This window comes from Photobacterium galatheae (assembly GCF_000695255.1).
Lineage (GTDB): Bacteria > Pseudomonadota > Gammaproteobacteria > Enterobacterales > Vibrionaceae > Photobacterium > Photobacterium galatheae.
Map to the genome: position 1 here is coordinate 67288 of NZ_JMIB01000032.1, position 16017 is coordinate 83304.

8 protein-coding genes are annotated in these 16017 nt (G+C 55.4%); all 8 read right to left on the reverse strand.

The window, feature by feature from the left end; translation table 11 throughout:
- Window positions 1-11: 11 nt before the first annotated feature.
- The 8 genes from EA58_RS16205 to gltB (EA58_RS16240) all read right to left on the reverse strand — a co-directional run bounded on the left by EA58_RS16205 (window position 12) and on the right by gltB (EA58_RS16240) (window position 15752).
- Window positions 12-626, reverse strand: a complete 615-nt coding sequence (locus tag EA58_RS16205; protein ID WP_036755148.1) for a TRIC cation channel family protein — start codon at window positions 624-626, stop codon at window positions 12-14.
- Between the two features lie 136 nt (window positions 627-762).
- A complete protein-coding gene (gene btuF, locus EA58_RS16210) occupies window positions 763-1611 on the reverse strand; it encodes a vitamin B12 ABC transporter substrate-binding protein BtuF (RefSeq protein WP_036755151.1) in 849 nt (282 codons plus the stop codon).
- Window positions 1608-2564, reverse strand: coding sequence for a cobalamin biosynthesis family protein (locus EA58_RS16215; protein ID WP_036755154.1), 957 nt, complete (start codon window positions 2562-2564; stop codon window positions 1608-1610). The genes btuF and EA58_RS16215 overlap by 4 nt, the downstream gene beginning before the upstream one ends.
- Entirely contained in the window at window positions 2561-3265 is a 705-nt protein-coding gene (mtnN, locus tag EA58_RS16220) for a 5'-methylthioadenosine/S-adenosylhomocysteine nucleosidase (protein WP_036755155.1), read from the reverse strand. The genes EA58_RS16215 and mtnN overlap by 4 nt, the downstream gene beginning before the upstream one ends.
- A 198-nt stretch (window positions 3266-3463) precedes the next feature.
- Window positions 3464-4873, reverse strand: a complete 1410-nt coding sequence (locus EA58_RS16225; protein ID WP_036755157.1) for an FAD-dependent oxidoreductase — start codon at window positions 4871-4873, stop codon at window positions 3464-3466.
- Window positions 4874-4886: 13 nt separating this feature from the next.
- Window positions 4887-9350, reverse strand: coding sequence for a glutamate synthase large subunit (gltB, locus tag EA58_RS16230; protein WP_036755159.1), 4464 nt, complete (start codon window positions 9348-9350; stop codon window positions 4887-4889).
- A gap of 383 nt (window positions 9351-9733) precedes the next feature.
- A complete protein-coding gene (locus tag EA58_RS16235; protein ID WP_036755163.1) occupies window positions 9734-11206 on the reverse strand; it encodes a glutamate synthase subunit beta in 1473 nt (490 codons plus the stop codon).
- Entirely contained in the window at window positions 11199-15752 is a 4554-nt protein-coding gene (gene gltB / locus EA58_RS16240) for a glutamate synthase large subunit (protein WP_036755166.1), read from the reverse strand. Before gltB (EA58_RS16240) ends, EA58_RS16235 begins: the two co-directional genes overlap by 8 nt.
- Window positions 15753-16017 lie beyond the last annotated feature (265 nt).

A 16017-nucleotide genomic window follows, 5' to 3' on the forward strand; every position in this document is an offset into this window, starting at 1 on the left:
TGGCAGAAAGATCAGCTGTTTCGCAGCGAAAAGGTTGGCAATGACAGGTGCCAGCGAATGGCAGCCAGCCGGATCGACAGTGTGGTGACAATGCCGCAGATACTGGCGAACGCGGTCTCCAGACCAAAGTACAGGCCCAGCGTATGAACCACACCACCAAGAATACAGGCGGTGGCATACACTTCTGTTCGTAGCACCATGGGCACTTCGCGGGCTAATACATCCCGGATGACCCCGCCGCCGCATCCGGTAATGACGCCCATGATCACGGCAACCATCGGGGAAGCGCCAAAACGCAGTGCTTTTTCGACACCGATTGCGACAAACACGGCCAGACCGATGGCATCGGCCACAGGCAGGAAGTACCAGGGCATTTTCCGTGGATTCTGAATGGCCAGCATAGCCAGCAGACAGGTGCCGAAAATCACCCACAGATAGTTGGTGTCTGTGATCCAGAATACCGGGGTCGCACCCAGCGCCATGTCACGGATGGTGCCGCCACCAATGGCCGTCACACTGGCCAGGACCACGACGCCAAAGGGATCCATTCTCAGTCGCCCGGCCAGCAGTACGCCGGAGATGGCAAAAATGGCTGTGCCAAACATATCAAGGGAGTAAATCAGCATAACGCCTCTGCGAATAGCCAGAATGAACGGACGGTGGTGTTCTGGCTGACCACACCACAGTCAAAGCGGCAGAGATTGTACGGCGAAATGTAATACGCACAACCGATTACGCTGGCTTTGTGAACTCATTCACACCCTATTCGGTTTCTCGCTGGCGCACTTCATCCAGTTGCTTACAGATAGTTTTAGCTGCCAGTAAGGCACGCGGGGTCGGTCGGTTCAGCCAGTCAACTTCCACCTGATAGAGCTGTTGACGCTTCATGGCAGGAATTTGCTCCCGCCAGGACTGCCACAGACTGAAAACCTGCGGATCCGGGCCGGCGCTGCCAAAGGCGGCAAACATCGCTTCTGGCTGGCGGACGATCACTTGTTCTTTAGAGACTTGCGGGTACGCGACCGGGCTGTCGGCAAAAATATTCTCCCCGCCACAGATGCTGAACACCTGGCTGGGCCAGCTGTTGCCGGACATGGACATCAGTGGCGAGCTACCGAGCTGGTAGAAATAACGCACGGCTGACTTGTGACGATTCGCTTGTTCCAGTTGGGTGAGGGTGTGCCGGAAGTCGTCAGCAGCCTGCCGGGCGACAGATGGTTCTTCAGCAAATTGCCCCAGTGCTTCCAGGCTGTCTGCAATGGCGGCGAGACTGGTCGGGTGCGAATAGAAAATTTGGATGCCGAGCTGTTCCAGTTTTGCCATTTCCCGGGGCGGGTTTCCGCCTTTCCAGGCCAGAATCAGATCTGGTTTCAGGGCCAGAATCCGTTCCAGTTTGATGCCCCGGTAATTGGCAACCCGCTCTAGTGCCAGTGCCTGCGGCGGGTAATCGCTGTAATCGCTGGCGGCGATCAGCTTCTCGCCCAGTCCGGCTGCATAGGCCAGTTCCGTCGTATGCGGGGCAAGGCTGATAATGCGCTGCGGCTTTTGGATTTCGCTGGCCTGAATCGTGAACGAGAGCACGCTCAGCAGCAGTAAAAAAATTGGTTTCACAACAGGCTCCCCATCAGAAACATCAGCAGACTCTGCATGGCCACCCAACACCACAGGCGTTGCTGGAGCAGGCTGTCGATCTGAGACAGATGGAGTGCCGCAGGGGCAATACGACCTCCCAGACGCGGACGCTCCATTTTACTGGTGTCATAAATGGCCGGGCCACCCAGCGCGAGCTGGAGTTTGTGGCCGGTGGCTGTCAGCAGCCAGCCCGGCCCCGGCAGTTGCCAGTGCTCGCCCTGTTCCCGTAATCCTCGGAAGGCAGCCTGGCTGTTTTTGCCCAGACTGACAACGATGGCCAGTAAACGCAGGGGGACAATATCCAGCGCCGCCAGAACCCGCACTGCGGGTAAACCAAAATACCGGTACTGGCTGCGGCTGGGTGACCAGCAACGGGCCAGACTGACGGCCAGTCGGTAGAGAATGGCACCGAAGCCACCGGCAATCGCAAACCAGAACAACACGGCAGCCACCTGACGGCCATAGCTGAGTAACTGGGTTTCCGCGCAGGCTTTGCCAAGGCCCAGCAGCGAGAGGTTGTCGGTTTTCCGGTTCAAAGCCAGTGCAAGTTGCTCCCGGCAGCTATTTTTATCTTCCCGGCTATAGGCCTGAATAAACTGCTGACTGAAACGGCGGCTTTCTTTCCAGCCCAGCGCGACCCAGAGCAGCACCAGATGAAACAGGCTGTCGAACCAGACCAGCTGATAAAAAGCGACCAGCAGGATCAGCACCGTCAGCCACATGGTTGCCCAGGCCAGTGCGCCGGATAAGGTGCGCTGGCGCGGCGTGTCGGTGTCTTTATTGACCCGGAGTGCGAGCTGAACGGCGATTTGCTGCCAGGTATGCAGGGGATGGATACTGGCCGGAACAGGCAGCAACCAGTGCAATGCCAGCGCCCCCCACATCGCCAGCAGGGTCGGATGCTGATTGAGGAGCGCGAGCATTTCATTCATGAGCGGTTCAGCAGCTCCGTCATTTTCACCACCATGGCAGAAGAGCTTTTCGCCGCCAGCGGCAGGAATTCTTCAAAGCTCATCGGGGACTCTTTGTCCGCAACATCAGAAATGGCACGCACCACAACAAAAGGCACGTTGAACTGGTGACAGGCTTGTGCAATGGCAGCGGCTTCCATTTCTACGGCAACCACTTGCGGGAAGTGAGTACGGATACGCTGTTGTTGTTCGGCACTGCATACGAAGGCATCGCCGGTGCAGATCAGGCCACGTACCGCATGGGTTTCTTTGTCGAGCTGAGCCAGCGCCTGTTCTGCTGTCTGCATCAGTTGTTCATCCGACAGGAAAGCGGCAGGTTGCTGTGCCATCTGACCGATTTCATAGCCAAATGCAGTGACGTCGGCGTCGTGGTAACGGACTTCTGTGGAGATCACCACATCACCCACATTCAGGCTGGTATCGAAGCCCCCGGCAGAACCGGTATTGAGCACCACATCCGGCTCAAAAATTTCCAGCAGGACTGCTGTACCGACTGCGGCTGCCACTTTACCAATCCCGGATTGCAGCAGCACAACGTCTGCACCGTTCAGGCTGCCGGTATAAAAAGTACAGCCGCCTTTTTTCAGAACTTCGCAGTTGTCCAACTGGTCTTTCAGGAAAGCAACTTCCTGTTCCATCGCGCCAATAATGCCGATTTTCATTGATGTTATCTCTTTCTTTCAAGTGAACCGCGTGCTGTGCGGCGAATGGGGGAGATTGTAGCAATGCCAGCCATCAGTGAAAAGGCGGCGGGTTGGTGCCAGTCGTGAAGCCCTGGCTCAAAAGAACTGATCTCAAAAGAACTGGCATAAAAAAGCGAGCGGGGCGGGCCGCTCGCTTGTCTGTGTTGATGAAAGCCCTTACAGGCCGAGGAAGTCGAGAATCCCGTCAGCAGCCCGGCGGCCTTCGTCGATGGCGGTGACCACCAGATCGGAACCGCGAACCGCATCACCACCGGCGAAGATTTTCTCATTGGTCGTCTGGAACGCATGTTGGCCGCTGGTTTGGATTCGGCCCCACGGGTCCAGTGCGACGTCAAAGCTCTCCAGCCACGGCATGGCATGTGGTTGGAAACCAAAGGCCATGATGACCGCATCGGCTTCCAGAACATGTTCACTGCCTGCGACCGGCTCCGGACGGCGACGTCCGGCTTCATCCGGCTCACCCAGCGCTGTTTTCACGACCCTGACACCCGTCACCTGACCACTGCTGTTGACTTCAATCCCCTGCGGCTGAAGGTTGAACATGAAGTTCACACCTTCCTCGCGGGCATTTTTCACTTCGCGGCGCGAACCGGGCATGTTGGCTTCATCACGGCGGTAGGCACAGATGACATCGCTCGCCCCCTGACGAATGGAGGTCCGGACGCAGTCCATCGCGGTGTCACCCCCACCCAGCACCACAACGCGTTTGCCGGCCATGTCGATATATGCCGGTGCGTTTTCTTCCAGATCCATCACCCGGTAGGTGTTGGAAATCAGGAAAGGCAGGGCATCGTATACGCCGGCAGCATCTTCGTTGGCCAGACCGGCACGCATGTATTTGTAGGTGCCGACGCCGAGAAAGACGGCATCGTACTCATCGATCAGATCCTGGAGCTGAACGTCTGTCCCGACTTCTGTATTGAGACGGAACTCGACACCCATTTCGGTGAAAATCCGGCGGCGATTGATCATCACCTCTTTTTCCAGCTTGAACGATGGAATGCCGAAGGTCAGCAGACCGCCGATTTCCGGATAGCGGTCAAAGACCACAGGCTTCACGCCGTTGCGCACCAGAATGTCGGCACAAGACAGACCCGCCGGTCCGGCCCCAATGATGGCGACTTTCTTGTCCGTCCATTCCACGCCGGACATATCCGGTTTCCAGCCCATCTCAAACGCTTTGTCGGTAATGTATTTTTCGACATTCCCGATGGTGACTGCACCAAAGTCGTCATTCAGGGTACAGGAGCCTTCGCACAGACGATCCTGAGGACACACCCGGCCGCAGACTTCTGGCAGGGTATTGGTCTGATGCGACAGCTCCACGGCTTCCAGAATCCGGCCTTCGTTTGCCAGTTTCAGCCATTGTGGAATGTAGTTGTGAACCGGACATTTCCACTCACAATAAGGGTTGCCGCAGTCCAGACAGCGGTCAGCCTGTGCGCTGGCCTGCTGCTGGGTAAAGGGTTCATAAATCTCGACAAATTCGATTTTACGGATTGCAATCGGCTTCTTTGGCGGATCAACACGCTCAACATCGATAAATTGGTAAATGTTCTGGCTCATTGGATTCCCTCCCTTATTGTGCCTGAACGCGTAGCTCAGCAGCTGAGCGGCTTTGGTGACCCAGCAGTGTATTCACATCTGCCGACTTCGGTTTAGCCAGGAAGAATTTCGGGATCCATTGATCAAAGTTGGCCAGAATTTCCTGTGCACGGCTTGAGCCGGTTTCTTCCAGATGACGGTCAATCAGACCACGCAGGTGCTCCTGATGAATCGCCAGATCCTCCAATGGCAGGGCTTCGATCAGTTCAGGGTTCACCCGGCCGGCGAAGTCGCCGACTTCATCCAGAATGTAGGCAAAGCCGCCTGTCATCCCCGCGCCAAAGTTCACGCCGGTGTGGCCCAGAATCGCCACGATACCGCCGGTCATATACTCACAGGCGTTGTCGCCGGCACCTTCAACGACCGCAATGGTGCCTGAGTTCCGGACCGCAAAACGTTCACCGGCTTTCCCGGCTGCAAACAGCTTCCCGCCGGTTGCACCATAGAGACAGGTGTTACCAATAATGGTCGATTCGTGCGACTTGAAAGCTGAGCCAACAGGCGGACGGATGGTAATGATCCCACCGGTCATGCCTTTCCCGACGTAGTCGTTGGCATCCCCGGTCAGGTAGAGGTTCAGGCCACCGGCATTCCAGACGCCGAAGGACTGTCCTGCGGTACCGGACAGATGCACATTGACCGGATTCGCAGCCATGCCCTGGTTACCGTAGCGCTGAGCGATTTCACCGGACAACCGGGCACCGAACGAACGGTCGGTGTTGCGAATATCCAGATAAATCTCGGCACCGCTTTGGGTTTCAACCGCAGGCAGGGCTTCATCGACCAGTTTCTGGTTCAGGACGCCGGTATCGAATGGCGTATTTGGTTCACTGCAATACAGGGTTTTCCCTTCGACCGGCGTCGGCGCATGCAGCAGGTCACTCAGATCCAGCTTGCTTTGCTTGGCCGTGAAACCAGCCACGACTTCCAGCAGATCGGTCCGGCCAATCAAATCGGTCAGCTTTTCAACCCCAAGTTTGGCCAGCAGTCCGCGGACTTCCTCACCCAAACCGATGAAGTAGTTCATGACCTGCTCTGGCAGCCCTTTAAAGAAGTCACGACGCAGCGTGTCATCCTGGGTGGCAACGCCTGTGGCGCAGTTATTCAGGTGGCAGATACGCAGGTATTTACAGCCGAGTGCGACCATCGGTGCGGTACCGAATCCGAAGCTTTCGGCACCCAGAATCGCAGCTTTCACCACATCCAGGCCGGTCTTCAGGCCACCATCCACCTGCAGGCGGATTTTATGACGCAGGCCGTTGGCGACCAGTGCCTGCTGTGTTTCGGCCAGTCCCAGTTCCCACGGGCTACCGGCATATTTCACCGAAGTCAGTGGGCTGGCACCTGTACCGCCGTCATAACCGGAGACGGTGATCAGGTCGGCGTAAGCTTTTGCCACACCGGTGGCAATGGTACCGACGCCCGGTTCAGACACCAGTTTGACGGAGACCATGGCTTTTGGGTTGACCTGTTTGAGGTCGAAAATGAGCTGAGCCAGATCCTCAATTGAGTAAATATCATGGTGCGGTGGCGGCGAAATCAAAGTGACACCCGGTACGGCATAACGCAGTTTGGCAATTTCTGTGGTCACTTTATGGCCCGGCAGCTGGCCGCCTTCGCCCGGTTTTGCACCTTGCGCGACTTTAATCTGAATGACATCGGCGTTGACCAGATAATGCGGGGTCACGCCAAAGCGGCCGGAAGCCACCTGTTTGATACGGGAATTACGCTCGTTGCCAAAGCGGCGTGGATCTTCACCCCCTTCACCGGAGTTCGAGAAACCACCCAGACGGTTCATGGCAATTGCCAGTGCTTCGTGTGCTTCCGGACTCAGCGCACCGATGGACATCGCCGCAGAGTCGAAGCGTTTATACAGCTCGGTGGCAGCTTCAACATTCACAACGTCGATCGGGTTGTCGGACTCTTTCAGTTTCAGCAGGTCACGCAGGGTTGCTGCCGGACGCTCGTTGACGACCTTAGCAAAGGCCAGATAATCCTCGTACTCACCGCTTTTCACCGCTTTTTGTAACGTGGTCACCACATCCGGGTTATAGGCATGGAATTCGCCGCCATGAACGAACTTCAGCAGGCCGCCGTGGTCAATTTGTTTGCGTTTCACAAAGGCTTTGCGGGACAGGTTGAAGAGATCCTGCTGGAAGTCTTCAAAATTTGCGCCCTGAATCCGGCTCGAAACGCCCTGAAAGCAGAGTTCAATCACGTCCGCATGCAGACCAACGGCTTCAAACAACTGCGAACAACGGTAAGAGGCCACGGTTGAAATTCCCATTTTCGACATGATCTTGTACAGACCTTTGTCGATACCGTTGCGGAAGTTCAGCATGACTTCGCGGTAAGGCTTGTTGATGGCACCGCTGTCGATTTGCTGCGCCAGCGATTCATACGCCAGATAAGGATAAACGGCGGTTGCACCAAAGCCCAGCAGCACAGCGAACTGGTGCGGGTCACGGGCCGCCGCGGTCTCAATAATGATGTTCGCGTCACAGCGCAGGCTGGCATTGACCAGACGGGTTTGTACGGCACCGACGGCCATTGCAGCCGGGATCGGCAGTTTTTCTTCGCTGATCCCGCGATCAGACAGCACTACCAGAACAGTACCGCCGCGAACCAGTCGTTCGGCCTGATCGCACAGATCGACAATCGCCTGCTTCAGATCTTTTTCTTTCGGATCGAAGTTGATATCGATGATGCTGTTGCGGTAGTGCTGATCGTCAAGTCCCAGCAGTTGCACCATATCGGAGTAAAGCAGGATCGGTGATTTGAAGGCAACGCGATGGGCGTGACCGTCGGTTTCGCAGAAGACGTTCATCTCGCGGCCGATACAGGTCGCCAGTGACATCACGTGTTTCTCACGCAACGGGTCAATCGGCGGGTTGGTGACCTGAGCGAACATTTGACGGAAGTAGTCAGAGATCAGGCGCTCTTTGGAGGACAACACGGCCATCGGGGCATCATCACCCATGGAACCGGTGGCCTCCTGACCCATTTCTCCCATCACACGCAGCACCTGATCCAGTTCTTCGCGGCTGACGGCAAAGAGTTTCTGATAGCTGTTCAGCTCGTCGGCAGACATCTCCCGGCTGCCGACCTGATCGTCGCCCATCTCTTCGAACGGCATCAGACGACGCACATGGGTATCCAGCCATTCTTTATACGGATGGCGTTCCATCAGCTCGTTATCAATGTCGGCAGAATGCCAGATTTTGCCAAATTTTGTATCGATGACCAACAGCTCACCGGGGCCGACGCGGCCTTTCTCGGCCACTTCATCCGGGGCGTAATCCCAGATGCCGATTTCAGAGGCCAGGGTGATCAGCTTGTCTTTGGTGATCACATAACGGGCCGGACGCAGGCCGTTGCGGTCCAGGTTACAGGCCGCATAGCGGCCATCGGACATCACGATGCCTGCCGGGCCATCCCACGGCTCCATGTGCATGGAGTTGAAGTCGTAGAAAGCGCGCAGTTTCGGGTCCATATCCGGGTGATTCTGCCATGCCGGCGGTACCAGCAATCGCATGGCTCGGAAGAGATCCATCCCGCCAGACAGGAAGAGTTCCAGCATATTATCCAGGCTGGAGGAGTCTGAACCGGTTTCATTGACGAATGGTGCCGCCGTCGCCAGATCCGGCAGCAGCGGGGAGGCGAACTTATAGGCACGGGCACGCGCCCACTGCCGGTTTCCGGCAATGGTGTTGATTTCACCGTTGTGTGCCAGATAGCGGAAAGGCTGTGCCAGCGGCCAGCGGGGCTGAGTATTGGTCGAGAATCGCTGGTGGAACAGACAGATTGAGGATTCCAGACGTAAATCGCCTAAGTCTTTGTAAAACTTCGGCAGGTCGGCGGGCATACACAGCCCTTTATAGACGATGACCTGCGTTGACAGGCTACAGATATAGAAGTCCGGATCGTTTTGAATGCGTTGTTCAATGCGGCGACGGGCAATATAAAGACGACGATCCACATCCCGGGGTTTCCAGCCTGCCGGTGCGTTGATAAAGACCTGAGCAATCGCCGGTAGGGAATCTTTAGCGATTGGGCCCAGAACCTGCGGGTTGACTGGTACATCACGCCAGCCAGCAATGGACAGGGTTTCTTGACTGAGTTCTTCCTGAATAATCGTGCGGGCTTGCTCGGCCAGCACCGGATCCTGGCTGAGGAACAGCATGCCGACGGCATATTCGCGGGCCAGTGGCCAGCCTTGTTCTTTGGCAACCAGCTGATAATAGCCGTCCGGTTTTTTCATTAGCAGGCCGCAGCCATCACCGGTCTTGCCATCCGCAGCGATGCCGCCCCGGTGTGTCATACGATCCAAGGCCGATATTGCGGTACGGACCAACTTGTGGCTGGCTTCGCCTTCTGTATGGGCGATCAGGCCGAAGCCACAATTATCTTTTTCCAGCTTTGGGTCATACAGTGTCATTGCAACTCTCCCTTGCGCCTGCTCCATTGAGCAGGGTTACTGCATAATTATGACAATCTCCCTGATTGTCACGCTTGCTTCCAGCGGACTTTCAAACTAACGGCAATTTACAAAAAGGTCAAATTTTCTTTAATTCTGGTCATAAATTCTAAATTATTCAAAGTCATGATCTTATCTGTATGATTTAACGGTGATTAATATTTTTTTGAAATATTTTGTTTACATTTGTCGGGGCGGTTTCGATGACTTTTTTGCGTCAAAACTAAGAGGATTTTGTTCTGAGGTAAAAATAATGTTAAAAAGAATAAAGCTCTGATTAAACGTGAATAAAAAAGCCAGCTCATTGAAGCTGGCTTTGAAATTTAGGATAAAATCCAGAGGAATCAGGATTCAGATAGCATAAGTGAATGGTCTTTCGCTTCCAGCTTAGAATCACCCATCAGGTAGGCATCAATTTCACGGGCACATTCCCGGCCTTCATTGATACAACGCACAACTAATGACTGCCCGGTTCGCATATCTCCAGCAGCAAATATGCCAGGCTGGTTGGTCGCAAAATCCTGGGTGGCGACATTGCCACGTTCATCCAGTGCGATATTGAGCTGAGCCAGGACACCCTGAGGTTCAGGATGCAGGAAACCCATCGCCAGAAACGCCAGATCGCAAGGAATGATGCGCTCTGAACCGGCAACTTCTGTAAAACCCGGGCGCTCACCCGGTTTCGCTTCGTTCCAGGTGATATCTGCGATCCGCAGTGCAGTCACCTGACCTTCTTCATTGCCGATGAATTCTTTGGTCAGGATGTTCCAATAGCGGTCACAGCCTTCTTCATGGGAAGTCGACGTGCGCAGAATCATCGGATAGGCCGGCCAGGGCTGATTCACCGGGCGTTTTTCCGGTGGCATTGGCATGATTTCGACCTGCGTAATGCTGGCAGCGCCGTGACGGTTTGAGGTGCCCACACAGTCTGACCCTGTATCACCGCCACCGATGACTACCACATGTTTACCGGCAGCATGAATCTCTGCTGTTTTCAGATCCATGTTGTTGGCTCGGCGGTTATTCTGGCCCAGAAATTCCATCGCGAAGTGAACGCCTTTCAGCTCACGGCCCGGGATCGGCAGATTGCGAGGCACGGTGGAGCCGCCGGTCAGCAGGACTACATCATGTTGTTTGCGCAGCTCACGGGCGTCAATATCCACACCAATGTGCGCATTTACAACAAACTGAATACCCGCCTGTTCCATCATATCCAGCTTCCGATCAATCACGCCCATGCTGAGCTTGAAATCCGGGATGCCAAAGCGCAGCAGGCCGCCAATTTTTTCGTCCCGCTCGTAGACGGTAACCGTGTGGCCGGCGCTGTTGAGTTGTTCAGCCGCTGCCAGCCCGGACGGGCCGGAGCCGATAATTGCCACGCTTTTGCCGGTCCGGTTGCGCGGTTTTTTTGGCTTTGCGTAGCCTTCACGGTACGCAGTTTCAACGATGGTCTTCTCGATATTACAGATGGTAATGGGATCCTGATTGATCCCCAGGACACAGGCACTTTCACAAGGTGCCGGACACACGCGTCCGGTAAATTCCGGGAAGTTGTTGGTCGAACTCAGGATGTGCCAGGCTTCTTCCCAGCTGTCCCGGTAGACCGCATCGTTGAACTCAGGAATGATATTGCCGATCGGGCAGCCGTTGTGACAGAAAGGCACACCGCAATCCATGCAGCGTGATGCCTGTGTATTGATTTTACTGCCGAATTCGTCGTTCAGAACGAATTCATTGTTGTCCTGAATACGGACTTCAGGGGCGATTTTCGACGGCAGTTCACGGCCGTGTTCGAGAAATCCGGTTGCCTTACCCATGGCTCACCTCCAGTGCTTCCTTGTCCTGTGCTTCCGTGGCTGCTTTGCGTTTTTGCAGTACGGCTTTGTAGTCGCGTGGCATGACTTTGACGAGATGTCTGAGGTTGTCCTCGAAGTTGCCAAGGAAAGTTTCCGCGACCGTACTGCCCGTCAGTTGCTGATGTCGGGTCAGCATGTCTTTCAGCAGTGCGATGTCTTCGCTGTCCAGCGGATCCAGATCCACCAGTTCAGGGTTGAGCTTGCTTTCAAAGTCGTTGAATTGATCCCAAACGTACGCGACACCGCCGCTCATGCCCGCAGCAAAGTTACGGCCGGTCTGGCCCAGAATGATGGCCACGCCACCGGTCATGTATTCACAACCGTGGTCACCCACACCTTCGACCACCACACGGGCACCGGAATTACGGACACAGAAGCGCTCACCGGCTTTTCCGCGGATGAACGATTCACCTGAGGTTGCGCCGTAGAAGCAGACGTTACCAACAATGATATTGTCTTCCGCAATCAGGTCGGATTGCGCATCGGGGTAGAGTACCAGCTGACCGCCGGACAAGCCTTTGCCCCAGTAGTCGTTGGCATCGCCTTCGACTTCAAAGGTGACGCCTTTCGCCAGGAAAGCGCCCAGACTCTGACCTGCGGAGCCTTTGAACTTCACGTGCATGGGCTGCGGCAGACCAGTGTCTTTGTAAACTTTGGAGATTTCGTTCGACAGCATAGTCCCAACGCTGCGATCGATATTGGTGATCGCGAATTCTGCATTCACCGCTTCGCCGCGCGTCAGTGCTGGCTGTGCCGCATCAATCAACTGGCGATCCAGCACTGTTTCCAGATTGTGGTTCTGGCTGCATTGGTTGTAGATACCATCCTCTGCTCGGGCCGGCTCAAGATGCAGAACCGGGCTCAGATCCAGATTTTTGTATTTCCAGTGACCGATGTTGTCGCGGATTTTCAGATGCTGCGACTGACCGACCATCTCATCAATGGTGCGGAAACCCAATTCAGCCATGATTTCACGCAGACCTTCGGCCATGTATTGGAAGAAGGTGACGACATCTTCCACACGGCCGTCGAAGCGTTCACGCAGCGTCTTGTTCTGGGTCGCAATTCCGACCGGGCAGGTGTTCTTATGACACTTGCGCATCATGATACAGCCTTCCACGACCAGCGCAGCGGTGGCGACACCCCATTCCTCGGCACCGAGCAGGGTTGCGACGGCGAGGTCACGCGGGGTTTTCATCTGGCCGTCACTCTGGACCACAATGCGGTTGCGCAGGCCGTTTTTCAACAGTGTCTGGTGCGTTTCCGCCAGACCCAGTTCCCACGGCAGACCGGTGTGACGGATGGATGAAATCGGTGAAGCACCGGTACCGCCGTCGAAACCGGCAATCAGAACCACGTCTGCTTTGGCTTTGGCAACACCGGATGCAATGGTGCCGACGCCAGCTTCAGAAACCAGTTTGACGTTGACCCGACTCTTGCGGTTGGCATTTTTCAGGTCGTAGATTAGCTGCGCCAGATCTTCGATCGAGTAAATATCGTGGTGCGGTGGTGGTGAAATCAGGCCGACACCCGGTGTGGAGTGACGGGTTGCGCCGATCCAGTCATCGACCTTATCCCCCGGTAGCTGACCCCCTTCACCCGGCTTGGCCCCCTGAGCCATCTTGATTTGCAGTTCGTCAGCATTGGTCAGGTAATAAGAGGTGACGCCGAAACGGCCAGAGGCAACCTGCTTGATGGCAGAGCGTTCCCAGTCGCCATTTTCTTTCTTCTCAAAACGTGCCGGATCTTCACCGCCTTCACCGGAGTTCGACTTCGCGCCAATCCGGTTCATGGCCACGGCCAGGGTCGAGTGCGCTTCGTAGGAAATTGAACCAAAGCTCATCGCACCGGTGGCGAAACGTTTGAGGATCTGTTCAATCGGTTCGACGTCACTCAGCGGGATGCTGCGGCTTGGGTCAGTGTTAAATTGTAACTGGCTGCGCAGGGTGGCGGCATGGTCGCCCTGACTGTCGACTGCGTGGCAGTACTCTTTGAACTGGCTGTAATCTTTACCGCGAGTGGACTGCTGCAACAGCGAAATCGTGGTTGGGTTGAACAGGTGCTTTTCGCCGCGTTGTTTCCACTGATAGACGCCACCGACATCCAGCATTTGCAGCGGAATATCCCGCAGCGGATAACCGATGCGGTGACGGATCAGTACTTCTCTGGCGATGTCATCCAGGGTCAGACCCTGAATCCGCGACACTGTGCCAGTGAAGTATTTGTCCACCACGGCTTTGCTGATCCCCAGCGCTTCAAAAATCTGGGCACCATGGTAAGACTGCAGGGTTGAGATCCCCATTTTCGAGAAAATCTTCAGCAGACCGCCGTTGACGGCATTGCGGAAGTGATTGAAATAGGTCTCAACTTGCGTAGCTTGATCCAGTTTGTTGCGCTGTTGCAGTGACACAATCGTTTCGGTCACGATGTACGGGTTGATCGCATTGGCACCATAGCCAATCAGGGTCGCAAAGTGGTGCGTTTCTCGGGCATCCCCGGTTTCAACAACCAGATCGCATTTCGCGCGCAGGCCCTTGCGGATCAGGTGGTGGTGAACGGCCCCGACGGCCAGCATGGCTGGAATATGGGCATGCTGCGAGTTGACGGGACGGTCGCTCAGGATCAGGATCGAGTAGCCATCGTTGACGGCATCTTCAGCGTGCTGACACAGATGATTCAGCGCCTGTTCCAGCTTACCGGCCTCATCACTGGCCGGGAAGACGATGTCCAGTGTTTTGGCTTGCAGATGTGGCTTGTCGATGGCGCGCAGTTTTTCCAGTTCGGCATCGCTCAGGACCGGTGAGTCCAGTTCCAACTTCTGGCAGTGAGACGGGCCTTCGCTCAGCAGGTTCTGATCTTCACCCAGATAGGTTTTGAGTGACATCACCATGCGTTCACGGATCGGGTCGATCGGCGGGTTGGTCACCTGAGCAAACAGTTGCTTGAAGTAATGCGACAGATGCTGTGACTGATGCGACAGGATCGCCAGCGGCCAGTCGGCACCCATGGAACCCAGCGGTTCTTTGCCGTCGTTTGCCATCGGCAGAATGATGTCGTTGACTTCTTCATTGCTGATGCCAAACGCCTGCTGCTGATGTAACAGTTTTTCAGCCTCGGGCTGGGTGTGACTGTAAGCGGATGCCGGCAGATCCTTGAGATGCAGCAGGTTGTCTTTGACCCAGTCTTCATACGGCTGGGCAGCGGCGATGCTGTCTTTGACTTCATCGTCGGAGACGATACGGCCCTGTTCCAGATCGGCCACGAAAATTCGGCCCGGTTGCAGGCGGCCGCGGAAGTGGATGTTCTCCGGGGCGATGTTCACAACGCCTGATTCAGACGCCATCACCAGAAAATCATCTTTGGTCACGGTATAACGTGACGGACGCAGGCCGTTCCGGTCCAGTGTTGCTCCCACGGTGACACCATCGGTGAAGCAAACGGAAGCCGGCCCATCCCAGGGTTCCATCAGGTTGGCGTGGTACTGGTAGAAAGCACGGCGTTTCGGATCCATTGCCGGGTTTTCCTGCCAGGCTTCCGGGATCAGCATCATCAGGGCGTGCGGCAGGCTGCGGCCGGACAGCACCAGCAGTTCCAGCGCCATGTCGAAGTTTGCCGAGTCGGATGCGCCTTCCTGACAAATCGGTAGTAGCATTTTCAGCTCTTCTTCGCTGAACAGCTCTGATTGCAACAGGGCTTCCCGCGCTTTCATCCAGTTCAGGTTCCCGCGCACGGTGTTGATTTCACCGTTGTGGGCAATATAACGGAAAGGCTGAGCCAGACGCCATCTCGGGAAAGTGTTGGTGGAAAAACGCGAGTGAACCAGCGCCAGGGCACTGACCATGGCTGGATTTTGTAAATCCAGGAAATATTGCGGGACCTGCTCGGTGGTGAGCTGTCCTTTGTAGATCAGGGTCTTACTGGAGAATGCGTTGATGTAGAAGTCGTCGCCGATGTTTGCGACGCTTTCCAGACAGACACGGATGGTGTAGTTACGCAGTACGTACAGTTTCCGCTCAAGTTCTGCCTGAGGCATGTCACTGCCACCCGTCACGAATGCATGCTCGAACTGAGGCTCAGTACTGAGTGGATCGGCACCAATCATGCTGTTGTCGGTGGGCAGCACCCGGTAACCCAGAACCGTCAGGCCCAGACGCTGGGCATTGCGGGCCAGAATTTCGCGGCATTGTTCCCGTTTGTCTTCGTCTTTGGGGAACAGGATGACGCCCACACCATACTCTTCAAATGCAGGCAGCGTGAGGCCAATTTTCTGGCATTCCTGAAGCAGGAATTCATGAGGCTTTTGCAGCAGAATACCGGCGCCGTCACCACTGCACGGGTCACAGCCCTGACCGCCACGGTGTTCCATCCGTGCCAGCATATCCAGAGCCTGGGTGATCACCTGGTGGGATTTGCGGTTCTTGAGATGGGCGACAAAGCCGATACCACAGGCATCGTGCTCCATTTCAGGGACATACAGCCCCTGACCATTCAACGCATGATCTGTCATAACTACATCCTTCCAGTGTAGAGCAGACGGTTCCTCCGTCTGCGATTCCTTTATTGTTATGCCTGCGTCGCTGGGCCAGCCGTGCATCTTGCGCTGGCTGGCTTGCGATGACAGGAGGTCTCGGATACGTCAGCACATTGCCGCAGAGCCAAGACATGAAAGCCATCCTCACGGATGGCGATCTGGTTAATTAATACACACAATGAAAATATATTACAGAACTGTCTGGTGAATTACTATCACTAAATCTGATTTCAGGTGTCGC